The organism is Pseudomonas sp. Xaverov 83, assembly GCF_019352905.1.
Lineage (GTDB): Bacteria > Pseudomonadota > Gammaproteobacteria > Pseudomonadales > Pseudomonadaceae > Aquipseudomonas > Aquipseudomonas yamanorum.
The window spans coordinates 34,133-57,133 of sequence record NZ_JAAAFU010000058.1 but is presented as its reverse complement, the minus strand read 5'-3'; the positions used below and the strand labels follow the sequence as shown (position 1 = coordinate 57,133).

The window sequence follows — 23,001 nt, the reverse complement described above, 5'->3', positions numbered from 1 at the left end:
CATGGGTCTTCCCGGTCAACAAGCGGCTTTTTCGCGGGTTGATCACCTGGACCGTGCCGTGCATGAATCGAGCTGAGCCTAGATGCCATTTCAAGTGATTGATAACCAACGTCTTTATCGACAGATTGCCGACCAGTTGCGGGCGTTGATCGACAGCGGAGAATTTCCGCCGGGCAGCCGTCTGCCGGCTGAACGCGAGCTGGCCAAACTGCTGGGCGTGAGTCGCGCCTCCGTTCGCGAAGCGATGATTGCCCTGGAGGTGATCGGCCTGGTGGACGTGCGAGTGGGTAACGGCGTGCTGGTGTGTGAACCGGTGCAACCGAAAGTCAGCCAGGAACCGGTAATGGCCCAGGCTACCCGGGATCAATGGAAAGAGTTCGATCCGGAACTCAACCTGCACGTCGATTTCAACGCTGAGATTCCGCCGTTTTCCCTGCTCCAGGCCCGGCGCCTGATTGAGCCGGAGGCCGCCGCCCTGGCAGCCAAACACGCCACTGACGAGGAACTCGCGGGTATCCGCGAGGCGTTCGAGCGCAACGTGCAGGACAACCGCGAAGGCTCCCATACTCACCCGGGCGATCGCCTGTTTCACATCCGCATCGCCCAGGCCTCGGGCAATCCGGCCTATGCGCTGATGATTGCGCACCTGCTCGGGCATCGGTACGGCAGCATGTTCCAGCGGTTACAGGCGCATTACACCTCGGACGACATGCCCCATCGCTCGGAAGACGAGCACCGCAAGATCCTTGATGCACTGGAACAACGAGACGCGGAAGGTGCACGACAGGCCATGCGCAAGCACCTGGAAGAGGTGGTACGGATCTTTATGCGGACTGCGCAATGACCGTGTTCTACGACGCCCGCGGAAATATCTACGGGGTGGTAAGCCCGGCGCAGTTACGCAGCAAGGGTATCGGCGTGCCGGACCGTGCCGACTTGGCCGCTGGCACTCGGGGTGTCTGGGCATTGGCGGCCATTGCTGCGGAGTGCGGTTGGGGTGAGTTGCCGCGCCCGGCAGAGGCCAAGGCGCATCGTTGTGACGGTTTGTTGGTGGGGCCGTTTCAGGCAGCGCCGCCCTTTGACCTGTTGATCGTCAACACGGATGGCTCCCTGGCGGAACGCAGTGGCAATGGCCTGACGATTTTTGCGCAGTCGTTGACCGATCAGGGATTGATGGCGCAGGGCTGTGACCTGCGGGTGCATCACGACAAGACGGATGCACTGTCTCCAGTGGTTACGCGGGTTGAGCCTGCGGAGTATGAACAGGTGCAGGGCTTCTGGCTGGCGCTGGGGCGACCCGAATTCGGGCCTTTGGCGGTAGGGGCGGTTGGTGTGGCAGTCGTCTCGCTTGAAGGAACCGAGGTGAGCCAGGTTTTGCCACTGGCTGCGCTCAACCCTGAGTGGAATCACAGCCAGTTTGTGCGTGTGGGCAATCCTCACTGTGTGACGCTGGTACAGGACGCGTCAGTGTTGCCGGACAACGCGCAGATGCATCGGCCAGCGTTGTTTGATCCGCTGAGAGCGATTGCTTTTGCACCACCTGCCGGGGCCGGCCAGCCTTGTATTTCCGGGGTCAACCTGCAATGGGTCGCCCGGGATTCAGGCAACCGCGTGATCGCACGGGTGTTTGAGCGTGGTGAGGGACCGACGGCGTCCTCCGGGACCAGCGCCAGTGCCGTGGCATGCGCCGCGTGGTCTGTAGGATGGGTGACGGCGGGTGAGGTGGCAGTGGTGATGCCGGGCGGTACGGCGCCCGTGCGGTTGCAAGCAGGGGCGGGTGAGTTGCTGAGCGTTAGCCTGTTCGGGACTGCGCGGCTGCAGGAAGTTTGAAGAAGGATGTGGCTGGCTTAATTATCTTTGTCAGCCGCTTCTCTATAAATAAGCGGTCTTGGTGAATGGCGGCGTAAGAGTATTCCTGTTAGTGAGTACTGGCTGTTTAACTGCATTTCTGTAATTGATAAAAGACCCTTCCAATATCGATGTACGAATCTTCTTTTTTATTTTGAAGCGGCCGAATTTCGCCTGAAATCGCTAGTATTCCTGGGGTTCAGGCACTTTTTATCGGCTTCGAACTGAGTGGCTTTTTCTGCGTTTTGTGAAGGGGCCATTTCAGCTCGACAATGAATGGCGGGTAACAACGGATGTTCAACACGCTTGTTTCGTCACGCTTCAAACTGATCGTCGCAGGAATAAAACAGGAACTTCAGGTACTGGCGTTTAAAGGCAGCGAAAGTATCGATCAGCCTTTTTTCATTGAAGTGCAGTGGGTCAGTGAAAACCCCGGCCTTGATCTGGAGAAGCTGCTTCATCAACCGGCCTATCTGGATTTTGGTGAACCAGGTGAAGGCCTTCACGGGCAGATCTATGCCATTGGCCGGGAAGACCCGGGCCGGCGGCTGACCCGCTACCACCTGACCCTTGCTCCGCGTCTGGCCTATCTGGCCCATCGTTGCGACCAGCGGATTTTCCAGCAGCGCAGCGTGCCGCAGATCATCGCGGCGGTGCTTGAGCAGCACGGTATTTTCGCCGATGCCTATGCCTTTGAATTGGGGCCGGTGGTGTACCTGCCACGTACGTTCTGTGTGCAATACGCGGAAACCGATCTGCATTTTATCCAGCGGCTGTGCGAGGAAGAGGGCATCCACTACCACTTTCGCCACAGTACGGACGGCCATGTACTGGTGTTTGGTGATGATCAGACAGTGTTCCGTCGTTTGCCGGTGCAGCACTATTGTGCGGCCGGTGGCCCAGCGGCCGAAGTATTGGTGATCCAGCGTTTTGATGTGCGCCTGGCCACGCGCAGCACTCAGGTTGTCCGGCGTGACTATGACTTTGAACATCCGTCATTGCGTCTGCAGGAGCAAGCCGGATCTTCCCCTGCACTTGAGGACTATCAATATCCAGCGGGGTTTACGGGCCACCTGCGAGGTTCGCAGGTGGCCCGACGGAGCCTGGAACGTCATCAGCGGGACCGTCATCGGGCGTTGGGTCGCAGTGATCAGCCAGCTTTGCGCAGTGGGCATTTCCTGGAACTGCGCGACCACCCGGACCTCTCCTGCAATGACTTGTGGTTGATCACCAGCGTGCGCCACGAAGGCTATCAACCGCAGGTGCTGGAGGAGGCGGTAGTGGATGTCGAGGCATTCCAAGGCTATCGCAATCGATTTACCGCCACGCCTTGGCGCGCCGCTTACCGCCCACCGATCACGCACTCCAAACCGCGCATCAGCGGCTGTCAGACCGCAACGGTCACCGGCCCCGTGGGTGAGGACGTGCATTGCGACGCACACGGGCGGGTAAAAATTCGCTTTCACTGGGACCGGCTGGACAAGAACGACGACAAGAGCAGCTGTTGGGTGCGGGTGGCAACCGGTTGGGCGGGCGACAGCTTTGGCGCGGTGATGATCCCGCGCGTGGGCATGGAGGTCTTGGTGACGTTCCTGGAAGGTGATCCGGACCGGCCAGTGATCAATGGTTGCCTGCCTAACACGTTGCAACCGGTTGCCTATCCGTTGCCGCAACACAAGACCCGTAGCGTTCTGCGCAGCCGCAGTTCGCCAGGCGGGGCGGGGGCCAACGAATTGCACCTCGAGGACCGTAGCGGCCAGGAACTCATCTACCTGCGCGCCCAACGCGACCTGGAACAGCAGGTAGGCCACGACAGTCGGCTGGAAGTCGTGGGCGAACGTCGGGAAACCATCCAAGGCTTGAGTACGACCACCCTGGGAGACGAGGACCACCGCAGCATCGCCGGCGACCGCAAGGTTCGGCTTGGGGCTGATGATCACTTGCACGTGCAGGGCAACAGCCAGACGCATGTCGGCCAGACCCTGGTGATCGAAGCGGGGCAACAGGTCCATCTCAAAGCGGGCGCCAACCTGGTTATCGATGCCGGTGCGCAGTTGAGCTTCAAGGCGGGTGGTGAGCATTTGCTGATACAGGCCGGAGGGATTTTCAGCAGTCGGCCGATCACGTTGGGCGGTGTACCTGCTGGGACTCGTACAGCCAACCCAGTTGGACCGGGTGACGTGGCTGCTTCGTCCGCACTTGTAGCGGATGGGCCGAAGGTTTCGGTTATCCAAGGCGCAGTCATGGAGCTGGCCAGAAGACTGGATGCGGACTTCTGTCCAGTGTGCGAGCGCTGCCGTGAAGGCCTGTGCGAATTCACGGGGAGGGCGGCTTGATGGAGATCGCGCCTGGCCAGTGGATGGCTGAACAGCAGCAGGCAGGGCGCCGGCTTTGCCTGGTTCTACAGGGTGAAAGCGATGCGCGGGGGCTACTGCTGGCGACACGCACGGTGGCTGAGTATTGCAGCCTCTATGGTGAAACCGTCGCATCGGAAATGTCTGCGGATGGCCCGATGCTCCTGTTGCTCGACCATGTCAACGAACCCGGATTGGTGGGTTTGTTACAAAACCCTCAGCGTAACTGGGGATGGTTGGGCAGCCTGCCTGGTGATGATTTATCGGGTGTTACCCGGCACTGGCGCGAGAGGTTGGTGGTGGGGGCGATGGGCAGTCAGGCGCTGTACCGCTTCCACGATAACCGCACCTTGGCGCGGGCCTTGGTTCACCTGCCTGATCAGGACTGGCCTGTTTTTCTCGGGCCGCTGATCAGCGTGTGTTACTGGCAGGGTGAGCGTTGGTGCTGTGTCGATAACCCGGCTCCGGGGGCGTATCCGGTGCCCGATCCTGCGCCGTGGCTGGAGGTGCCGAACCCACAGGCGGCAGCGATTCTGCAGGCCAATATCCTGCGTTATCTGCTGGCTGAGTACAGCGAGGCGCTCAGTCAACTGGCTGAATTTCAGAACCCGAGAATCTGGCTGGAACAGGTGCTGGAGCAAGCGCGGGCTTGGCAATGGGAGAGACCGGAACAGCTGGAGTTTTTGGTGGTGCGGCGGTTGGTGGAAGCCACTGGGGACGTGCTTATTCGATGGCAGCCGATGCGGGGGGAAGTGGCTGAGGATCATTTTCAGCGGGTGGTTGGGGAGTGGCGTCGGGTGGAGCGGGAGAAGCAGGATGCGTAGGGGATTTATGTTGAGCGTGTGGCGAGGGGGATTCGTTTGCAGCGTGATGGCTGCTTCCGGTTGTGCGATGAAACCAGTGGATAGTTTCACACTGGAAGTCGACCTGCCGGCGAATTTTCGCTTCAAGAGTGATGCGGCTTATCGACCGGCAACAGGTGAGATCTGCACCTTACCCAAGCGCCGGGGCAAGCAGCCGGAGGACAAGGTTTTTGACACCCTTGGGAAGCCGGTCGCCAATCGGGTGAGCTTTGAAGTACCGCTGACGGAGGTGGTGGATGGGTGCCCGTTGGTGTTGCGCAGTATTACGTTTGATATGTATGCGAAGTGGGGAGAGCGGTCGGCGGATGTTGGGGGGGATTTTGCGTTCGTGAATGTGTTGGATCGGTTGGAAGAAGGTAGGGCCGGGATGCCTGAGTCGGGTGTTCAGGAGTTACTGGGGCGGTGTCAGTGGTTTTTCAGGACGATCGGACCGCTGCATGCGATCAGGAAAATCCTTATGTGTAATTCGTTGGACGCCATTGGACAACCGAGTAAGTCGCGAGCAGGAGGCTTTGTACAACGGGATCAGTTAGAGGGGAAAACACTGAGGATGGTGCTGGCAGTGGCAAACGAGGAACTACCCGCTGTAGACGACAACTGGGTTGCCGTTCCGGGAGGCTGGAGACGCTGTATGGGGGAAAGCTTGGACGATGTGTTTGCGTATTGCCGTGGGAATACTACTGATTTCAAAGCTATCAAAATGCCGGATGGACGCGTATGCGACGTCTATCCAACGTGTACAGAATAGGGAGCTTATTCATGAAACAGGATGCACGGAAGCAACCGTTTTTTAGTGACAAGGCACCTGCTTGTTCGTTACGAGGACATTGGGCAAGTTTCTGCCTAGTAGATGAGTCTGGGGACGGAAAGGCCTACGGCGGTCTGCCTTACACTTGTTATGACAGCGCGGGGCGTGAGTACTTCGGTCGTCTGGATGGTGAGGGCTTTGCCAGGCGAGATGATTTTTACTGTGGTCCGCTCGTCATTAAGTTGGATGAACGCTACTCCGGTTCAGAAAAGCCATATACCGATTTGATGACGCGTCTGGCTTACAAGCTACCCATCACCGAGCTCCAGGTTCGTGCGGAACAAACCCGGTTTCTCCGTGCCGATGGCCAGCGTGTCGAACGAAGCCTTTCGAAGAATCAGACGGACCTGTTCTATCAGGTCGAAGTACGTGATCTGGTCCGATACGCCGCTCACTTGCCACGCGTGATGTCCCGTACTCATCGGCCCCCCCGACATGCACTAAAAATGATGGCCGACCTTGGATTCGGGCCACCCCAGCCGACGTTGGTTGGTGTCGTTTTATTTCCCAACCGGCATACAGTACTTGAGGTTCGCCCATTGCGAGCACTGCGCCCTATGCTGTCCACCGAGGATCAATTCTGTGCCTTGAACCTCTATCAATTGGCACTGATGTCCACGTTGAGCTATTGCGATTTTGGACAGGAGCCTCCAACAAAACCCATCGATCAAGTCAGCTTTCCAATGGACCCCAGCGTTGGTCAATTCTTTGCCGACAGGCTATCGGGGTATCAGGAACCCTGGAAAGTCGATGTTGAGCTAGTGCAACACTTTTACCCGGTTTATGAAGACGTACCGTATTCCCGGCGTTTCGAAATTTTGCCCTTCGACCCTGATTTGTATCAGCAAAATCGCACTGAGTTGGGGACAGAGCAGGAACATCCGGCACGCGTGCATTTTTTTGACGATAAAAAGCACGGCACTGACACTCAGGCATATATCTGCCATCACGATGAAGTGATCCTTGTTGCTATAAGGGGCACGGCCAGTGGCGCCGATAAACTGCGGGATGCAAATGCCCATCAAGTGTCGTTTGTCGATGGTGTAGGCAAGGCTCATGAAGGCTTTCATCAGGCTTATCAGGCCATGCGTGATTTTGTAAGGCGCTACCTTGACCAATTTTATACAGGGCAGCGCATCGTGATTTGCGGGCACAGCCTTGGTGGTGCTATTGCCTTGTTACTGGCTGAGGGATTACGTCGAACTGAACATGCCCACTACAACATCCTCCTATATACCTACGGAGCCCCCCGAGCTGCCGACTCCGAATTCACCGACGGTGCCTCCGCTCTGGTGCACCACCGCATCGTCAATCACAATGACCCTGTCCCGAGTGTGCCTGCGCCCTGGATGAACACCACTGCCAAACTCTGGATCCCTGGCGCCGTGTTGCTATTCAGCAACCCTGCGCCCGGCGGTCTGCTGTTTGCCTTGGGCTTGGTCCGGCTGACCGGCAATCCTTACCAACACCATGGCGCGCAGCAACACTTCATGCCGGTCCTGCTACCGGACGGTACAGAGTCCTCGATCTTGTGGACCCCTGGCTGTGAATCCATCGAGGACGCGGCTTGCAAACGCGCATTGCGGCTCAATGGCGACATGCCGGATCGCGCCAACTTGATCAAACAGCTTGTTCAGAGTGCCCATCACTCCATGATCGTCAGCTATATCCCCGCCGCCTGGGCCACGTTGCGCCGTTGGCAGCAAACCCTCGATACCCATGGCACCCTCGTGACCTCCCGTGAATTTGAACTGATCGACAAAGCCCTGTTCACCATGCAGCACCAGTTACGGGAACAACGAAAAAAACTGGACCTACACCGTCCAGCCAACCAGCGTGGCTACGAACACCACGAGCCGTTGAGTCAGGAAGTCGATCGGCTGAAAGACAGTCGCGATCGTTTGGAAACCCTCCGCTGGCGCCGCCTCCAGGCCCGCGACGTCTATGGCAGCCACGCTTCATCCCCAACCCTGCAATCCAGCCTGAAGCGCTGGTTCGCCCACCCGCAAAACCGTGAGTTCACCCAAGTGGCGAGCATCCCGCCACAACCGGATGACGGCTGGGGAAAGCCGCAAACCCTCGATATCGACTCAATCGTATGAGCCTACAAAAACTCCACCTGCGCCGGCTGGCGCTTCATCAGCACTTTGCCTGCGCGAATCGAATACAGCGGCAATCCCTGGCTGCGAATCACTTCATAGTCGCTGTCCGCAGACAGGATCAACAGGTTCGCTGGACGTCCCGGTTCCAGGCCATAACGATCCCCCAAGGCCATGGCCTTGGCGCTGTTGTCGGTCACCAGGTCCAGTGCGCTTTGCAGGTTGCGGTAGCCGAGCATGTGGCAGATATGCAGCCCGGCTTCCAGCACCCGCAAAATATTGCCGTTACCCAGTGGATACCAAGGGTCGACGATGGAGTCCTGGCCGAAGCAGACGTTCATGCCGGCCTCCAGCAGTTCGTTGACCCGGGTCACGCCGCGGCGTTTGGGGAAGGTGTCGAAGCGGCCCTGCAGGTGGATGCTTTCGGTGGGGCAGGAGACAAAGCTGATGCCCGAATGCCCCAGCAGGCGGAAGAGCTTGGCGCAGTAGGCATTGTCGTAAGAGCCCATGGCCGTGGTGTGGCTGGCGGTCACGCGAGCGCCCATGTCGCGGCTGCGGGCTTCTTCTGCCAGCACTTCGAGGAAGCGCGAGTGCGGGTCGTCTGTTTCGTCGCAGTGCACGTCTACCAGGCAACCGGTGCGCTCGGCCAGGTCCATCAGGAACTTCACCGAACTCACTCCCTGGTCGCGGGTGTATTCAAAGTGCGGGATGCCGCCGATCACGTCGGCACCCAGGCGAATGGCCTCTTCCATCAACTCGCGGCCATTGCGGTAGGACTCGATGCCCTCCTGGGGGAAGGCGACGATTTGCAGGTCGATCAGGTGGCCGGTTTCCTCGCGCACTTCGAGCATGGCCTTGAGCGCGGTGAGGTCCGGGTCGGTGACGTCGACATGGGTGCGCACATGCTGGATGCCATGGGCGGCCAGGGTCTGGATGGTTTTTTTTGCGCGGGTCTTTGTGTCTTCCAGGGTGATGGTGGCCTTGCGTTCGCCCCAGCACTCGATGCCTTCAAACAGTGTGCCGCTCATGTTCCAGCGCGGCTCGCCAGCGGTCAGGGTGGCGTCGAGGTGGATGTGCGGCTCGACAAAGGGAGGTACCACCAGGTTGCCGGCGGCGTCCAGATCGTCGGGGCCGGCTATGGGAGCAGCGCCTTGTTGGGTGATGCTGGCGATCCGGCCGTGTTCCAGGTGCAGATCATGCAGGCCTTCACGGTTGCGCAGGCGGGCGTTGATGATGTGCATGGGCAAGTTCCTCTTGGCAAAAAACAGTCAGGCAGACAGCCGCCAGATCATCAGCGCGATGCCGATGTCCAGTCGGTCATAAGCATTGTCCAGGCTCAGGCCGCACAGGGCTTCGATGCGCTGGACGCGGTGCGTCAGGGTGTTGCGGTGAACCGCCAGCCGCTGGGCGGCGGCCACAAGGTTACCATTCTCGTGGAACCAGGCTTCCAGGGTTGGCATCAGGCTTGGGCCGTGGTGCACGTCGTGCCGCAGCAGCGGCCCCAGGCGTTCGTTGAGAAACTGGTCGAGCAGGGCGCGATCACGCACGCCGCTGAGCAACTTGAGTACCCCCAACTCATCGTAGACGCACAGCCCGGCGCGCTCACTGAACCGTCGCGCGGCGGCCAACGCCTGGCGCGCCTCATCCAGGGCCTGGACCAGGCGCGCGGGTGGGTGAGCGGCAGCACTCAGGCCAATAAACAGTTTCAACGGCGTCAGGCGCAGGTTCAGTGCTTTCAACCAGCCTGCCAACAACTGGCGGTTGGCCAATGCCGCACCGGCGTCCATCGCCGGCAACAGCAACGTCCATTGTCCGGCACGCCCCAGCACGGGCAAACGCGAAGGGTGCTGCGCCGAAAACTGGCGCAAACGCCGGGTAATGGCATCGTGCTGACGGGCAAGCTGTGCCTCCACCACCGGCGCCTCACCCTGGGCGAACAGTGCTTCGCTGCCGTCCAGTTGCAGCTGGACGAGCTGCCAATGTCCGGCCAACGGCATGTCCAGCTGCGCGGCGCGGTGCAACAGCAAATCCAGGGATTGGTAATCACCGGCCAGCAGGCGCTCCAGCACATCATGTCGCGAGCGCCCCAGCTGTTGCGACTGGATCAACGCCGACCCGATGGCCTGGGTCACCAGCACCATCTTCAACGAGTACGGCTGTTCGATCAGCGGCATGCACGCCTCTTGCGCCGCTTCCAGCAGACGCTGGGGAATCGCGTGGATATAGTCCGGCCCCGTGAGGATCACCAGGCCGGCGACCTGGCGCTGACAGGCTTCGTCCAGCAGCTCCAGCAGATTGGCCTCATCCCGTGGGTGGTTGATGCCGGTGACAAACACCAGTTCGCCCCCCAGCACCCATTCTGCGATGCCGCTGTTTTCCGCGACATAGGGCCAGCGCACCGTATTCTCCAGGCCGGCTTCCCCGGCCCGCAGGCACATCGACTCCAGCCCGGGCAAGGCCAGCACATCGGCTATCGTCAGGCTCATGCCCGCACGTCAGCCAAGGGCGCCCGCACCCGTAGCACACTGGTCAGCACGATATAGGTCAGCGACGCCGCCACAATCCCCACCAGTGGAGCAACCCACGGCGAATGAAAGGCCAGCACCGTGCCCACGGCATAGGCGATCAGTCCTGGCCAGTTGAAAGCCGGCAGGCGCGTATCGGCCAGGCGTGGATAGTGGCCACGGTAGCGATAGAAAAAGTCCGCCATGATCACGCCGCCAATCGGTGGAATCACCGTGCCCAGCAGGATCAGGTAGGGCACCAGCATGTCGTACATGCCCAGCAGTGCCAGCAGGGTGCCGATCACCGCGCCGGCCAGGGTCACCGTTTTGCGGCGCTTGGTGCGCAGCAGGTTGCAGCCGGCGACGGCGAAGTTGTAGATGGTGTTGTCCTGGGTGCTCCAGATATTCAGCAACAACATTGCCATGGCCGCCATGGCAAAGCCTTGCAGCAGCAACACCTCGACCACGTCGGGCTGCTGGTAGACGATGGCGCCGTAGGCACCGATCAACACCATCAAGCCATTGCCGATAAAGAAGCCGATCAGGCTGGCCAGCACCGCGACTTTGGCCGAGCGCGAGAACCGCGTCCAGTTGGTGGCCTGGGTCGCGCCGCTGACGAAGGTGCCGAACACCAGCGTGATGGCGGTGGACATATCCAGTTCACCGGTAGGTACCACGGCCAGCAGCCCGTCCAATCCGCCGACTTTTACCGTGGCGACCCACATCGACAGAAACAGCAAAATGCCCATGGCCGGCACGGCGATGTAGGACAGAATCTCCAACCCGCGATAGCCCACATAGGCCGTCGCGCAGAACACCATGCCAAACAGCACCATCAACCCCAGTACGCTGCCCTGGCTCAACTCGAAATACTTGCCCAGTACCACGGCAGCAGTGGCGGTGCCCCAGGCGTACCAGCCGATCTGGGTGAAACCGAGGATCAAGTCGCTCAACTTGCTGCCCACTTCACCGAAGCAGAAGCGCCCCATCAGCACCGAGTTCAAACCGCTCTTGAACGCGATGTAACCCAAGCCTGCGGCGTAGATACCCAACAGCAGGTTACCCAGGGCCACGACGCCGAGCATCTGGGTAAAGCTGAAGGCCACCCCCAACTTGCCGCCGGCGAACATGGTCGCGGTAAAAAAGGTAAAGCCCAGCAGCACCATGGCGGTGGAGGCCAGGCCTTTGCGGGCATGCATGGGCACCTCGCTGAGAGGGTAGTCATTGCCCGGTTCGTTCTGCGTCATGTGCCGTTCTCCCTGAATGAGTGACGCAGGCCTATTGCACCCGTCGTGCCAAGTGCAAGGCAGTGACAGGCGCACGGTCAGTACTGTGCAGGTTGCACAGTATTTATAGCCAAACAGGGGGTGTGCGCAGAGGGATTGGTCTTTCTGCCCAGTCAGGCGCGAAAGCGGTGCAGCGGTGATACAAATTGGATCACCGGTTATTCAATCGAACAGGGTGTGAGTGGTCTCGCCGCGATGAAATGCAAAGGCCGCTTCAAGGTCGCTTTCAATGGTGCGGCCACGGGACAACGGCGGCAGGTCGTCGAGGCTGAAGAACCCGACTTCCGTGGTTTCGAACCCCGCTGTTGGTGCCAGTTGATCAACCCGTTCGCACAGAAAATAGAGTTTGTAGAAGTCGCGGATATCCGGCCGGTACAAGCCTTTGGCCTTGTGGGTGACGCTGTACAACGCCCGGGCGGTGACCGTCAGCCCGGCTTCTTCGCGGATCTCCTTGATGATGTTTTCAGCAGCCGACAAACCAATATCCGCATAACCACCAGGCAACGCCCAGCAGCCATCCGTCAGCTCGCGCACCAACAGGATCCGGTCGCCCTCAATCACCGCGCCCCGCACATCAATCATGGGCGTTGAATAGCGCTTGGCAAAATCCGGCACCAGCCCGGTGATGCGCTCCAGCGGCACCTCGCCCAACTGCGCCAGCATGCTGTGGGCAATCTGGGCGATTTCCTCGAGGCGCTCGCGCTCGAAGTCATCGGTACAGAAGTGCAGCCCCGTGGAGGCCAACGCTTGCAAGCGCTTGGCCTGGGCCAGCCAGGTGTTTTCCATGGGAACTCCTTCAGTGCGAGGCGGTGAGCTCTTTTTGCATGTAAACCCGACGCAGGCCGTTTTCTTCGGCGCGATGGGTTTCCACATACCCTTTGCGGGCGTACAACGCGATATTTTCGGTCATCGCTTCATTGGTATAGAGGCGGATGGAACCGTGCCTGGCCTGGCGTTCGGTGAACTCCAGCAGCAGGCGCCCGTAACCTAAACCCTGGGCGCCGGGGTCGACGGCCAGGTTATCCAGCAGCAGGTACTCGTCGTGATGGATCAGTACGACAAAGCCATGCACCCGGCCCGCGCGCTCAAGCACGTGCACCCCTCCGGCTGCAACTTGGTGGCCATAGTCATCCAGCATCGGCCCTGGCTTGCGCCCGATTCGTTCGATGTAAGGGGAGTAGGCGGCGTAGACGATGGCCTCGATGGAGGCGATATCGTCAACGGTAGCGGGGCGGATAAGGGGTGGCATCGCAGCGTGCGCCTTCTGTGCAAGAGGCCCTGACTGTAAGGGACTTGCCGGCATAAAAAAACCACCGCAAGGGTGGTTTTTTACATCGCCGGCTTACTCGCCGCGATAGATGCAGCCGCTGGTGCAGGTCTCATGGATGCGAATCGCGCTGAGTTCCGGCAACAACGGTTTCAACTCATTCCAGATCCACTTGGCCAGCACTTCGCTGGTGGGGTTTTCAAGGCCCGGAATGTCATTGAGGTAGTTGTGATCGAGGCGTTCGTAGAGCGGCTTGAAAATCGCCTTGATCTCCGAGAAGTCACGGATCCAGCCGGTATGCGGGTCGAGGTCGCCGCTGAGGTGGATCGCCACCTTGAACGAATGGCCATGCAGGCGCCCGCATTTGTGGCCTTCCGGAACGTGGGGCAGGCGGTGGGCGGACTCGAAGGTAAACTCTTTGAAGATTTCCACAGGGTTTTTCAGCTCGGTGAGGTGTCTGGCAGGCGGCGAGTTTAACAGTTTGTCGCGGCCGCGCGCATACCGCGTAGCAGCTGTCGAGCCTTGGCGAGGCTGCGTTGACGGTTTGTCTGGCAAACCGAGGTGCTGTCGACGCAGCCTCGCTTGGGCTCGACAGCTGCTACGGAGAGGGCGCTAGAGGGCCAGCAGGCGTTCGCCCAATTGCCCGTTGTCGGCCAGTTGCAGAAACTCGTCCCCCAGCCGCTGGCTTTCGCTCATCGCGGTTTGCCAATATTTGTTGCGGCCCGGGTCATCGCCCATGAAGCGCTTGAAGTCACTGCGGTCCGGCAGTTTGCCGTGGGGCAGGCGGGCCAGGTATTCCTTCGACGGTGCCAGCAGTAATACATCCTGCAGTCCCTGTTGATTGGCGCGGCGCCACGGCAGGCCCTTGTCGAACCAGCCGGGAATGACCCGGTCGGTGAAGTGCGGGTACAGCACAATGTCATCGCCGTGGTAGGGCAGGTCGAGGTGATAGTCCAGCAGGCCGCCATCGCGATAGGTGCCAGCACCGGCGCCCGGCAGGTCGCGCACGCCTTGCATCACCATGGGGATCGAGCCTGACGCCAGCAACGCCTGGCGCAGGTTGCCCAGTTCCAGATTCAGGAACCTCGAGGGGAAATCCTCCAGCGCATGCAGTGGTGGCGCCTGGCGTGGGTCGTGGACGATCAGCCGTTCGAAGTGCCGGGACAACCGTGCGCGGCCCCGCAGGTTGTCGGCGATTACCGAGGACAGCCCCAAACCGAGGCGACCGCGATGATCGTCGGCGAGCAGGCCATGGCTTTTGACCACCATGATGTTCAGCCGGTAGTTCGGGTTGTCGAGCACGCGGGCATCGCGGCCGGCCAGCAGGTCATCGAGCATGCGCACGCAACTCTGGCTGACTTCAGCCATGGTCACGCCTTTGGCAAAACTCTGTTCGTTGTACAGCCGGCCCAGGTCGAGCAGGCCTTGCACCGGGTCGGGCAGGCACGCACTGGCAAACCGCCAGGAACCAATCGAGGCGCCGATCAGTGCACGTTCACGTGGCGCGCGGGGCAGCCAGTCGCCGAACAGCGCCAGGTCCAGACCCTGGATGCCGAGGGCCTTGGGGCCGCCGGCGGCGCCGGGAAGGATGCCGACGTCCGCAGGCGCAAGCCCCTGCTCACGAATGCGTGTGAAGGCGCGTTTACCGGCCTTGAGGGTCAGGGCGGGGAACTTCATGTGGATAGCAGTCATACCGGTCTCATCGACAGCGAGCGGGGCAGTATAGGAAATCTTGCGCGGTTGCAGGCAAAGGTATTACGCAGAATTGCCATGGTGGCAATTCAGTTTCAGTTAAGTTGGATCCAGTACCGTGAGCCCCGTAGGCAAAATATCCTGAAACGGAGACTCACCATGAAATCCCTCACAGCCTTGATCGCCAGCAGTATCATCGTCCTCACCGCAGGCGTCGCCCAGGCTCGCGACCTGGGGCCGGACGAAGCACTGAAGTTGCGCGACGCTGGTACCATTGTGTCTTTCGAGAAGCTCAACGCCATCGCACTGGCCAAACATCCCGGCGCCACCGTGCATGAAACCGAGCTTGAAGAGGAATACGGCAAGTACCTTTATCAGGTGGAACTGCGCGACGCCCAGGGCGTTGAGTGGGACCTGGAATTGGACGCTGTGACCGGGACCGTCCTCAAGGATCATCAGGATACGTAATGAAGGTAAATCTACGCACCAGCGTCCAGGTGGCGCTGGTGCTCCTGGCATTTTGCTCAGGCCTGGCCGCTCGGGACCTGGGCCAGGACGAAGCGCTGCGCCTGCGCCAGAAGGGCGTCATTGCGCCGCTTGAACACCTGCTGGGCCCGGCTTTCGAGCGCTACCCGGGCGCCAAGTTGCTGGACGCCGAGCTTGAAGAGCACAAGGATCGACCTGTGCGCTATATCTATGAAATCGAACTGTTGACGGTGGAAGGCGTGGTGCGCGAGATCGAACTTGATGCCAACACCGGTGAACTGCTCAAAGACAAGGAAGACGACTGATGCGCCTGCTCCTGGTGGAAGACCACGTCCCCCTGGCCGATGAGCTGATGGCTGGGCTAAACCGTCAGGGCTATGCCGTGGACTGGCTGGCGGATGGGCGTGATGCGGTGTATCAGGGGCGCAGCGAGCCCTACGACCTGATCATCCTTGACCTCGGCCTGCCGGGTTTGCCCGGGCTTGAAGTGTTGACGCAGTGGCGTGCCGCCGGCCTGGCCACGCCGGTGCTGATCCTCACTGCCCGCGACTCCTGGGCTGAGCGCATCGAAGGGCTCAAGGCGGGCGCCGACGATTACCTGAGCAAACCGTTCCATCCCGAAGAACTGCACCTGCGTATCCAGGCCTTACTGCGCCGTTCCCATGGCCAGGCTAATCAGCCGACCTTGCAGGCCGCCGGCTTGCATTTGGATGAGGGCCGCCAGTGTGTGATGCGTGATGGCGAGGAGATCCAACTGACCGCCGCCGAATTTCGGCTGTTGCGTTACTTCATGCTGCACCCCGAGCAAATCCTTTCAAAAAGCCACTTGGCCGAACATTTGTACGATGGCGAGACCGAACGTGATTCCAATGTGCTGGAGGTCCACGTCAATCACCTGCGCCGCAAGTTGGGCCGCAGCGTGATCGAGACCCGGCGCGGGCAGGGTTACCGTTTCGGCGCCAGCCCTGCATGAAGTCGATCCAGCGGCGCCTGAGCCTGGGGCTGATCAGCGTCATGGTGATCGTCGGCCTGGTGCTGGCGCAAACCAGCCTGTGGCTGTTCGAAATGGGTCTGCAACGCTACCTGGAATCGGGCTTGCGCAACGACAGTGAAAACCTGCTGGTGGCATTGGTGCGTGGGCCTGCGGGGGTGCAACTGGATGAACAGCGGTTGTCTCCTGCGTACCAGCGTCCGTTTTCCGGGCACTATTTCCGTATTGATTTTGCCGACACCCATTGGCGTTCCCGTTCGCTATGGGACCAGGAATTGCCGCAACTGCCTCACGCCGGGCTCAAGGGCAACCTGCAGTTGGGGCCGGAAGGCCAGCAGTTGCTGGTACTGCGTTCGGACTACAAGCGCTTTGGCCAATCGATTTCCATCAGCGTGGCCCAGGACTACACCCCGGTCAGGGAAAGCTTTCGCCTGATGCGCCAGATCGGGCTGGTGCTGGGGCTGGCGGCGCTGTTGCTGATCCTGATCCTGCAACGGGTCACCGTGCGCCGCGCCTTGCGCCCGCTGGAGACCGCGCGCAACCAGATCGCGCAACTGCAACAAGGCCAGCGCTCGCAACTGGACACCCAGGTGCCGGTGGAACTGGAGCCGCTGGTGGCGCAGATCAACCATTTGCTGGCCCACACCGAAGACAGCCTCAAGCGCTCGCGCAATGCCCTGGGCAATCTTGGCCATGCCTTGAAGACCCCATTGGCAGTGTTGCTGAGTGTGGCATCCAGTGAGCAGCTCAAGGACCAACCACAACTGAGCAAGCTGCTGCGCGAACAGTTGGAGCAGGTGCAACAACGGCTTAATCGCGAACTCAATCGTGCGCGCCTGGCCGGCGAGACGCTGCCGGGTGCCTTGTTTGATTGCGATGGTGAATTGCCAGGGTTGCTGGCGACCCTGAACATGATCCATGGCGAACACCTGGATTTGAGTTACCGCGTCCCCCCCGGTTTGCATTTGCCGTGGGACCGTGAAGACCTGCTGGAACTGTTGGGTAACCTGCTGGACAACGCCTGCAAATGGGCGGACGCGGAAATTGTATTGAGCATCAGTGAAACCCCGGAAGGCTTTCGGCTGGTGCTGGAAGATGATGGGCCGGGGATTCCCGAGCATCAGCGCGACCAGGTGTTCAGCCGAGGCACGCGGCTGGATGAGCAGACTGACGGGCATGGTCTGGGGCTGGGTATTGTGCGGGATATCGTAGAGGTGTGGGGCGGGGTACTGCGGCTTGAAGAAAGCGAACTTGGTGGTTTAACGGTAGTAATCGACTTGCCACGTCGCCACTAGCAGGGTGGTGAAGAAGCAAGCTTCTTCACCACCGGCGTGTCATCAAACCCTGAACTGGTCCATCAGGCTCTGCTGTTGATTCGCCAAGCTGTTCAACGCCTGGCTGACCCGCGCCGACTCATTCGCCTGCTCGGACAACGACTCCGTCACATCGCGAATCGTCGCTACGTTGTTGTTGATCTCCTCGGCCACCGCGCTTTGCTCTTCGGCGGCGCTGGCGATCTGCAGGTTCATGTCGCTGATCACCGTCACCGCATCGCCGATCTGGCGCAAGGCGGTCACGGCCTGGCCCACCTGTTCGACGCTGCCCTGGGCCTGGCGATGGCTGTTGCTCATGGAACCGACCACTTCCTGGGTACCGCTTTGCAGTTGCTCGATCACCAGGCGGGTTTCTTCAACCGACTCCTGGGTACGTCGCGCCAGGTTGCGCACTTCATCGGCGACCACCGCAAAACCGCGACCGGCTTCACCCGCACGGGCTGCTTCGATGGCGGCGTTCAGTGCCAGCAGGTTGGTTTGCTCGGCGATTGCACGAATCACTTCCAATACCGAGCCGATCTTCTCGCTGTTGGCGGCCAGCCCTTCAACCTGGGTCATCGCGGTGCTCATGTCCGCCGCCAAGTGGCCGATGCTGGTGGTGGTGCGGTCGATCACGGTCAAGCCTTCACGGGTGGCCTGGTCGGCATCGCGGGCGGCCTGGGCGGCTTGCGCTGCGCTGCGGGCAACGTCCTGGGCGGTGGCGCTCATTTCATGGGAGGCGGTGGCCACCTGGTCGACCTGGCGGTATTGCTGCTCCATGCCGGCACTGGTTTCAGTGGCAATCGCCGCCGACTGGTCGGCGGTGCCACGGGCGTCCTGCACCGAGCGTTTGACCTGGGCAATGATCGGCTGCAGCTTGTCGAGGAAGCGGTTGAACCAGCCAGCCAACTCGCCGAGTTCATCGTGCTTGTTGTAGGCCAGGCGCCGGGTCAGATCGCCTTCGCCACTGGCAATGTCTTCCAGCATGCGCGCCACGCCGAGGATCGGCCGGGTTACGCTGCGGGCCATCAGCCACACCAGCAACAGGCCGACGATTGCTGCCAGCAGGCCCAGGCTCAGTTCCAGCAGGGTGCCTTTGGCATTGTCGGCATCCAGTTTGGACTTGAGGGTCTCAGCCGGGGCGACCAGGACTTTTTCCGGTACATCCAGCAGAACGCCCCACGGTTTGCCATCGGGGATCGGCTGGAACGGCGCGAGCACCTTGAGTTGATGGTCGGTGCGCACGCTGCGGGTCTGGGTGCTGGTGGAAAGCGAACTGACCAGCTGCGCGCCGTTGGCCGTGTCGACGGCGTCCAGGCGCTGGGCGAGTTTGCCGGCGTCCGGGCTGTAGCCGGCCAGCAGGCCCACCGGGCTGATGATGCTGACGCTGGTCTGGCCGTCATAGAGTTTCTGGCTGGCGCCCTGGCTGACGGCTTGCAGGCTGTTGAGGTTGATGTCCACCGACAGCGAGGCGATGACTTTGCCGTTGACCATCAGCGGGAAGACGATGCTGGTCATCAGCACCTTTTGTCCGTCGATCACGTAGAAGTAGGGTTCGATCACGCACGGCTTGAGGGTGGTACGCGGGCACGTGAACCAGGCGTTGGCTTTTTCGCCGCTGGGTCCGACGCTGGTGTCGGACATGTCGCTTTCGGGCAGCGACATTGAAGTCAGTTTGCCCGCAGTCGGCTGGGACCAGTACAGCGCAAAACGGCCTTTATCGTTGCTGCCCAGCTCTTGCTGGTTGGCGAACAACTCGTCCTTGCCATCCAGTGCGTTGGCCTCGAACACCAAGGACAGGCCCAGCAGTTCCGGATTGGCCTGCAGTGCGGCCTTGACCTGGCGGGTGAGGTCTTCGCGCAGGTCGAAGGCATCCAGGAAGCGTTTCTCGGCCTGTTCGCGCAGGAACAGCACCTGCCGGGAAAAACCGTGGCCGTATTGATAGGCGTCCATGAACTGCTGGCGAATGCCCAATGCCTGCACTTCACCCTGGGCTTCAATGCGGGCCTGGGCGGCTTCGTCGAGCATTTCCATACTGGAAGCCTTGACCAGTTCGGAGCTCTGCGCCATGCGGTACAGCGAGAGACCTACCAGCAAGGTCACGATGCCCAGCAGGCAAAGACCGGCCAGCAGGGTAATTTTCCATTGAATGGACAGCTGTCTGAGCGACATGGAGCCTTCCTTAACTTTCGATACGACAGAGACGATCTGCCTGTATCGGCAGCACAGGATTTTTCTTTATTCAAACGATCAATTTAAACTCGTTTGCGACGCCGTTCTTTGACATGCCCGCCCACCTGCTGCAAAGTGCGCGCCCTCTAATAAAACTCCTTTAAAACCTGGTTTGCGGCAGCCGTTCCCGACAGCAGCCCGGGCAGGTGCGTGCTTTTTTTAGTTTTTCTGTCTTGAGGTAACGATGATTAATGCAGTAATCGCCGCGGTCGGCACGATGCTGGTGCTCAGCCTGTCCCGCGTGCATGTGGTGATCGCGATCATTGTCGGCGCCCTGGTGGGTGGCCTGACCGGCGGCCTGGGCATCGATGCAACGCTCAAGGCGTTCAACAGCGGGCTGGGTGGCGGTGCGACGGTGGCGTTGTCCTACGCGTTGCTTGGCGCGTTCGCCGTGGCGATTGCCAAATCCGGCCTGGCCCATGCGCTGGCGGACAAAGCCCTGCTGCTGGTGGATCGCCAGGAAGCCACGGGCGGCAGTCACGTCAAATGGTTGTTGATCGGCCTGCTCTGGGTGGTGGCCATCGCCTCACAGAACATCCTGCCGATCCACATCGCGTTTATCCCGCTGCTGGTACCGCCGCTTTTATACGTGCTGACCAAGCTGCAGCTGGACCGTCGGCTGATCGCCTGCGTCATGACCTTCGGCCTGATCACGCCCTACATGTTTCTGCCGGTGGGCTTCGGCAATATCTTCCTGAATCAGATCCTGCTGGCCAACGTGGCCAAGAGCGGCGTCGACATCAGCCACGTCAACGTCACCCACGCCATGGGCCTCCCGGCGCTGGGCATGGTGGTCGGCCTGCTGGTGGCGGTGTTTATCAGCTACCGCAAAAAGCGTGTGTACGACCTGGAGAAAATCGAGCGGGTCGAGCAGGTGGCGGTGCAGTACAACCCGCTGACCCTGCTGGTGGCCGGCCTGGCGATTGCGGCGGCGTTCATTATCCAACTGTGGCTGGACTCGATGATCATCGGCGCCCTGGCCGGGTTCCTGATCTTTTCGGTGTCGGGGATTGTGCGCTGGCGCGATACGGATGACCTGTTCACCGAAGGCATGAAGATGATGGCGATGATCGGCTTCATCATGATCGCCTCGTCCGGCTTTGCCGAAGTGCTCAAGGCCACCGGTGAAGTACAGACACTCGTGCAAGCCTCCGCGGCTTTCATCGGCCATAGCCGTGGTGTGGGCGCGCTGCTGATGCTGCTGGTGGGGTTGCTGGTGACCATGGGTATCGGCTCGTCGTTTTCCACGGTGCCGATCCTCGCAGCGATCTTTGTGCCGTTGTGCGTGCAGTTGGGCTTCAGCCCGCTGGCCATCGTGTGCATCGTCGGCACGGCCGGGGCATTGGGTGATGCCGGCTCACCGGCGTCGGACTCCACCCTGGGCCCGACTTCGGGTTTGAACATCGACGGCCAGCATCACCATATCTGGGACACCGTGGTGCCGACCTTCCTGCACTACAACATTCCGCTGCTGGCGTTTGGCTGGTTTGCCGCGATGACGCTCTGACGGGATTGTCCTACAGATTTATTGTAACTAGCCGTTAACCTCTTAAGTTGTCCCTTAAGAGAGAAGAGCCATGCGTCTGAGTCTAAAGGCCAAAGTACTGTCCCTTGCTGTCCTGCCCGTGTTGTTGTTTGCCGTGATCATCAGCCTGACCACGGTCTGGATCCTCCGGGAGCAGGCTCGTAACGAGGTTGAAGAAACCCGTCAGAACCTGCTCAACGACGCCAAGACCACCTTGCGCGGTTACGTCGAGGTGGCCATGACCACCATCAAGCCGCTGTACGACGCTGCCGCCCAGGGCGACACGGCGGCGCGGGCACAGGTGGTCAAGCTGCTGTCCAACACCAGCTACGGCAAGGACGGTTATTTCTTCGGCTACGACTCCGAGACCATTCGCCTGTTCAAGGGCAACAGCCCGGACGGCGTCGGCAAAAGCTTCAAGGACAACCGCGACCCGAATGGCGTCTACGTCAACCGTGACCTGGTGAAAGTCGGCAAGGACGGCACCCACTATCTGCAATACAGCTCGACGCAGCCCGGCCAGACCGAACTGGTGCCCAAGCTCGGCTACACCGAATACCTGCCCAAGTGGGACATGGTGATCGGTACGTCGGTGAACCTGGACGGTATCGATGCACAAGTTGCCGAGGTTCAGGCCAAGGTCGAGAAGCGCATGGAAGGCGTGGTGCTGAGTATTATCGGGATTGCCGTGGTAGTGCTGTTGGTGATCGCCGCCGTGGGCATGCTGGTGGCCAATACCATCCTGCGACCGCTGCACTTGATGAAGATCAACCTCGACGACATCGCGGCCGGTGAGGGTGACCTGACCCGCCGCCTGGCCATCACCAGCCAGGACGAACTGGGGGAACTGGCCGGTTCGTTCAACCGCTTTGTCGACAAGATCCACGGCTTGGTGCGCCAGATCACTGAAATGACTTCCCAGCTTACCGGCCTGGTGAGCCAGGTCGCCGAGCAAGCCAATCGCTCGGAAAAAGCCATGGAACGCCAGCGTCACGAGACGGACCAGGTGGCTACTGCGATCAACGAAATGTCCTCCGCGGCCCATGAAGTAGCCCGCAGTGCCCAAGGCGCGGCGGTTGCGGCGCAGCAGACTGACGCCGAAGGCCAGGCCGCGAAAAAAGTCGTGGATGGCAGCATCGCGCAGATTCACGCGCTGGTGAACGACATCCGCACCAGCGGCGTATCTCTGGACAGCTTGCAGCAGGACGTTTCCTCGATTGTCAGTGTGCTGGGGGTGATCCGCTCGATTGCCGAGCAGACCAACTTGCTTGCCCTCAACGCCGCGATTGAAGCCGCGCGGGCAGGGGAGGCCGGCCGTGGGTTTGCCGTGGTCGCCGACGAAGTTCGGGCGCTGGCCAGCCGCACCCAGCAGAGCACCCAGGAAATCCAGGGCATGATCGACCGCCTGCAAAAAGGCACCGAAGCCGCCGTGGAATCCATGCGCCGCTCCAGCGACGCCGGCGACGGGACTTCGGCCAAGGCTAACGAAGCCGGTGCGTCCCTGGACACCATGTCGCAACTGATTGGCACCATCAACTCAATGAACGCGCAGATCGCCAGCGCGGCGGAAGAACAAACCGCCGTGGCCGAAGAGATCAACCGCAGCGTGCATCAGATCGCGGTGGCGGTGGACAGCGTGGCCGATGAAACCCAACAGGGTGCCCAGACCTCCCGCAGCCTGGCGGACCTGGGGCAGCGGTTGGGGCAGTTGGTGGGGCAGTTCAGGATTTGAT

General features: G+C 60.6%; 20 protein-coding genes and 2 pseudogenes. 13 read left to right on the top strand and 9 right to left on the bottom strand.

The annotated features are described in order from the left end of the window. Nucleotides 1-82 precede the first annotated feature (82 nt). The 6 genes from K0H47_RS19140 to K0H47_RS19115 all read left to right on the top strand — a co-directional run bounded on the left by K0H47_RS19140 (nt 83) and on the right by K0H47_RS19115 (nt 7,975). Nucleotides 83-844 carry a FadR/GntR family transcriptional regulator gene (locus K0H47_RS19140; RefSeq protein WP_017476170.1) on the top strand — a complete coding sequence of 254 codons (762 nt, stop codon included), beginning with the start codon at nt 83-85 and terminating at the stop codon, nt 842-844. After that, the gene (locus K0H47_RS19135) at nt 841-1,830 is read left to right on the top strand and encodes a diaminopimelate epimerase (RefSeq protein WP_219273418.1); all 990 of its coding nucleotides are present in this window, start codon (nt 841-843) and stop codon (nt 1,828-1,830) included. Before K0H47_RS19140 ends, K0H47_RS19135 begins: the two co-directional genes overlap by 4 nt. Before the next feature lie 311 nt (nt 1,831-2,141). Next, nucleotides 2,142-4,184, top strand: a complete 2,043-nt coding sequence (tssI, locus tag K0H47_RS19130; RefSeq protein WP_219273417.1) for a type VI secretion system tip protein TssI/VgrG — start codon at nt 2,142-2,144, stop codon at nt 4,182-4,184. Beyond that, a complete protein-coding gene (locus K0H47_RS19125) occupies nt 4,184-5,026 on the top strand; it encodes a DUF4123 domain-containing protein (protein WP_219273416.1) in 843 nt (280 codons plus the stop codon). The genes tssI and K0H47_RS19125 overlap by 1 nt, the downstream gene beginning before the upstream one ends. Continuing rightward, complete coding sequence (locus K0H47_RS19120) at nt 5,019-5,813, top strand: hypothetical protein (RefSeq protein WP_219273415.1); 795 nt, start codon at nt 5,019-5,021, stop codon at nt 5,811-5,813. Before K0H47_RS19125 ends, K0H47_RS19120 begins: the two co-directional genes overlap by 8 nt. Before the next feature lie 11 nt (nt 5,814-5,824). Then, nucleotides 5,825-7,975, top strand: a complete 2,151-nt coding sequence (locus K0H47_RS19115) for a lipase family protein (protein ID WP_219273414.1) — start codon at nt 5,825-5,827, stop codon at nt 7,973-7,975. A gap of 2 nt (nt 7,976-7,977) precedes the next feature. Here K0H47_RS19115 and codA read toward each other — a convergent pair whose 3' ends face one another. The 7 genes from codA to K0H47_RS19080 all read right to left on the bottom strand — a co-directional run bounded on the left by codA (nt 7,978) and on the right by K0H47_RS19080 (nt 14,721). Then, nucleotides 7,978-9,213, bottom strand: coding sequence for a cytosine deaminase (gene codA / locus K0H47_RS19110; RefSeq protein WP_093198764.1), 1,236 nt, complete (start codon nt 9,211-9,213; stop codon nt 7,978-7,980). Nucleotides 9,214-9,240: 27 nt separating this feature from the next. Beyond that, on the bottom strand, nt 9,241-10,458 hold the full coding sequence (locus K0H47_RS19105; protein ID WP_219273413.1) for a PucR family transcriptional regulator: 1,218 nt from the start codon (nt 10,456-10,458) through the stop codon (nt 9,241-9,243). Beyond that, entirely contained in the window at nt 10,455-11,723 is a 1,269-nt protein-coding gene (gene codB, locus K0H47_RS19100) for a cytosine permease (RefSeq protein ID WP_063031447.1), read from the bottom strand. Before codB ends, K0H47_RS19105 begins: the two co-directional genes overlap by 4 nt. Before the next feature lie 201 nt (nt 11,724-11,924). Further along, on the bottom strand, nt 11,925-12,548 hold the full coding sequence (locus tag K0H47_RS19095; RefSeq protein WP_093198753.1) for an NUDIX hydrolase: 624 nt from the start codon (nt 12,546-12,548) through the stop codon (nt 11,925-11,927). Nucleotides 12,549-12,558: 10 nt separating this feature from the next. Continuing rightward, nucleotides 12,559-13,011, bottom strand: a complete 453-nt coding sequence (locus K0H47_RS19090; RefSeq protein ID WP_177070324.1) for a GNAT family N-acetyltransferase — start codon at nt 13,009-13,011, stop codon at nt 12,559-12,561. 93 nt (nt 13,012-13,104) lie between these two features. Further along, nucleotides 13,105-13,461: a 6-carboxytetrahydropterin synthase QueD gene (gene queD, locus K0H47_RS19085; RefSeq protein WP_003190259.1), complete on the bottom strand. Its 357-nt coding sequence runs from the start codon at nt 13,459-13,461 to the stop codon at nt 13,105-13,107. 180 nt (nt 13,462-13,641) lie between these two features. After that, entirely contained in the window at nt 13,642-14,721 is a 1,080-nt protein-coding gene (locus K0H47_RS19080) for a hypothetical protein (RefSeq protein ID WP_063031441.1), read from the bottom strand. Nucleotides 14,722-14,880: 159 nt separating this feature from the next. On the opposite strand from K0H47_RS19080, the gene K0H47_RS19075 reads away from it, so the two are divergent. The 4 genes from K0H47_RS19075 to K0H47_RS19060 are packed head-to-tail and all read left to right on the top strand — an operon-like array spanning nt 14,881 to nt 17,493. After that, nucleotides 14,881-15,189, top strand: coding sequence for a PepSY domain-containing protein (locus tag K0H47_RS19075; protein WP_093198738.1), 309 nt, complete (start codon nt 14,881-14,883; stop codon nt 15,187-15,189). Beyond that, a complete protein-coding gene (locus K0H47_RS19070; protein WP_063031437.1) occupies nt 15,189-15,512 on the top strand; it encodes a PepSY domain-containing protein in 324 nt (107 codons plus the stop codon). The genes K0H47_RS19075 and K0H47_RS19070 overlap by 1 nt, the downstream gene beginning before the upstream one ends. Further along, on the top strand, nt 15,512-16,180 hold the full coding sequence (locus K0H47_RS19065) for a response regulator transcription factor (protein ID WP_017476155.1): 669 nt from the start codon (nt 15,512-15,514) through the stop codon (nt 16,178-16,180). Before K0H47_RS19070 ends, K0H47_RS19065 begins: the two co-directional genes overlap by 1 nt. Continuing rightward, nucleotides 16,177-17,493 (top strand): sensor histidine kinase, encoded by a 1,317-nt coding sequence (locus K0H47_RS19060; protein ID WP_219273412.1) that lies wholly within the window; start codon nt 16,177-16,179, stop codon nt 17,491-17,493. Before K0H47_RS19065 ends, K0H47_RS19060 begins: the two co-directional genes overlap by 4 nt. 42 nt (nt 17,494-17,535) lie before the next feature. Here K0H47_RS19060 and K0H47_RS31450 read toward each other — a convergent pair whose 3' ends face one another. Then, nucleotides 17,536-18,291 carry a methyl-accepting chemotaxis protein gene (locus tag K0H47_RS31450; protein WP_373568913.1) on the bottom strand — a complete coding sequence of 252 codons (756 nt, stop codon included), beginning with the start codon at nt 18,289-18,291 and terminating at the stop codon, nt 17,536-17,538. A 102-nt stretch (nt 18,292-18,393) separates the two neighbouring features. Continuing rightward, nucleotides 18,394-18,540: pseudogene (locus K0H47_RS31445) on the bottom strand (HAMP domain-containing protein); the annotation flags it as partial. Nucleotides 18,541-19,930: 1,390 nt separating this feature from the next. On the opposite strand from K0H47_RS31445, the gene K0H47_RS19050 reads away from it, so the two are divergent. From K0H47_RS19050 to K0H47_RS31435, 3 genes and pseudogenes are all read left to right on the top strand, one after another. Beyond that, nucleotides 19,931-21,250: a Na+/H+ antiporter family protein gene (locus K0H47_RS19050; RefSeq protein WP_167410187.1), complete on the top strand. Its 1,320-nt coding sequence runs from the start codon at nt 19,931-19,933 to the stop codon at nt 21,248-21,250. A 70-nt stretch (nt 21,251-21,320) separates the two neighbouring features. After that, a pseudogene (locus K0H47_RS31440) lies at nt 21,321-22,142 on the top strand (cache domain-containing protein); the annotation flags it as partial. Nucleotides 22,143-22,178: 36 nt separating this feature from the next. Then, nucleotides 22,179-23,000 carry a methyl-accepting chemotaxis protein gene (locus tag K0H47_RS31435; protein WP_374106764.1) on the top strand — a complete coding sequence of 274 codons (822 nt, stop codon included), beginning with the start codon at nt 22,179-22,181 and terminating at the stop codon, nt 22,998-23,000. The last annotated feature ends 1 nt before the right edge of the window (nt 23,001 follow it).

Coding starts and splice junctions, on each gene's coding strand:
- K0H47_RS19080 (WP_063031441.1), bottom strand. CDS start 14,721: ATGACTGCTATCCACATGAAGTTCCCCGCCCTGACCCTCAAGGCCGGT.
- K0H47_RS19095 (WP_093198753.1), bottom strand. CDS start 12,548: ATGGAAAACACCTGGCTGGCCCAGGCCAAGCGCTTGCAAGCGTTGGCC.
- K0H47_RS31450 (WP_373568913.1), bottom strand. CDS start 18,291: ATGGAGCAGCAATACCGCCAGGTCGACCAGGTGGCCACCGCCTCCCAT.
- codA (WP_093198764.1), bottom strand. CDS start 9,213: ATGCACATCATCAACGCCCGCCTGCGCAACCGTGAAGGCCTGCATGAT.
- K0H47_RS19075 (WP_093198738.1), top strand. CDS start 14,881: ATGAAATCCCTCACAGCCTTGATCGCCAGCAGTATCATCGTCCTCACC.
- K0H47_RS19135 (WP_219273418.1), top strand. CDS start 841: ATGACCGTGTTCTACGACGCCCGCGGAAATATCTACGGGGTGGTAAGC.
- K0H47_RS19120 (WP_219273415.1), top strand. CDS start 5,019: ATGCGTAGGGGATTTATGTTGAGCGTGTGGCGAGGGGGATTCGTTTGC.
- K0H47_RS19140 (WP_017476170.1), top strand. CDS start 83: ATGCCATTTCAAGTGATTGATAACCAACGTCTTTATCGACAGATTGCC.
- K0H47_RS19060 (WP_219273412.1), top strand. CDS start 16,177: ATGAAGTCGATCCAGCGGCGCCTGAGCCTGGGGCTGATCAGCGTCATG.
- K0H47_RS19125 (WP_219273416.1), top strand. CDS start 4,184: ATGGAGATCGCGCCTGGCCAGTGGATGGCTGAACAGCAGCAGGCAGGG.
- K0H47_RS19115 (WP_219273414.1), top strand. CDS start 5,825: ATGAAACAGGATGCACGGAAGCAACCGTTTTTTAGTGACAAGGCACCT.
- K0H47_RS19090 (WP_177070324.1), bottom strand. CDS start 13,011: ATGCCACCCCTTATCCGCCCCGCTACCGTTGACGATATCGCCTCCATC.
- codB (WP_063031447.1), bottom strand. CDS start 11,723: ATGACGCAGAACGAACCGGGCAATGACTACCCTCTCAGCGAGGTGCCC.
- K0H47_RS19065 (WP_017476155.1), top strand. CDS start 15,512: ATGCGCCTGCTCCTGGTGGAAGACCACGTCCCCCTGGCCGATGAGCTG.
- tssI (WP_219273417.1), top strand. CDS start 2,142: ATGTTCAACACGCTTGTTTCGTCACGCTTCAAACTGATCGTCGCAGGA.
- K0H47_RS19070 (WP_063031437.1), top strand. CDS start 15,189: ATGAAGGTAAATCTACGCACCAGCGTCCAGGTGGCGCTGGTGCTCCTG.
- K0H47_RS31435 (WP_374106764.1), top strand. CDS start 22,179: ATGACTTCCCAGCTTACCGGCCTGGTGAGCCAGGTCGCCGAGCAAGCC.
- K0H47_RS19105 (WP_219273413.1), bottom strand. CDS start 10,458: ATGAGCCTGACGATAGCCGATGTGCTGGCCTTGCCCGGGCTGGAGTCG.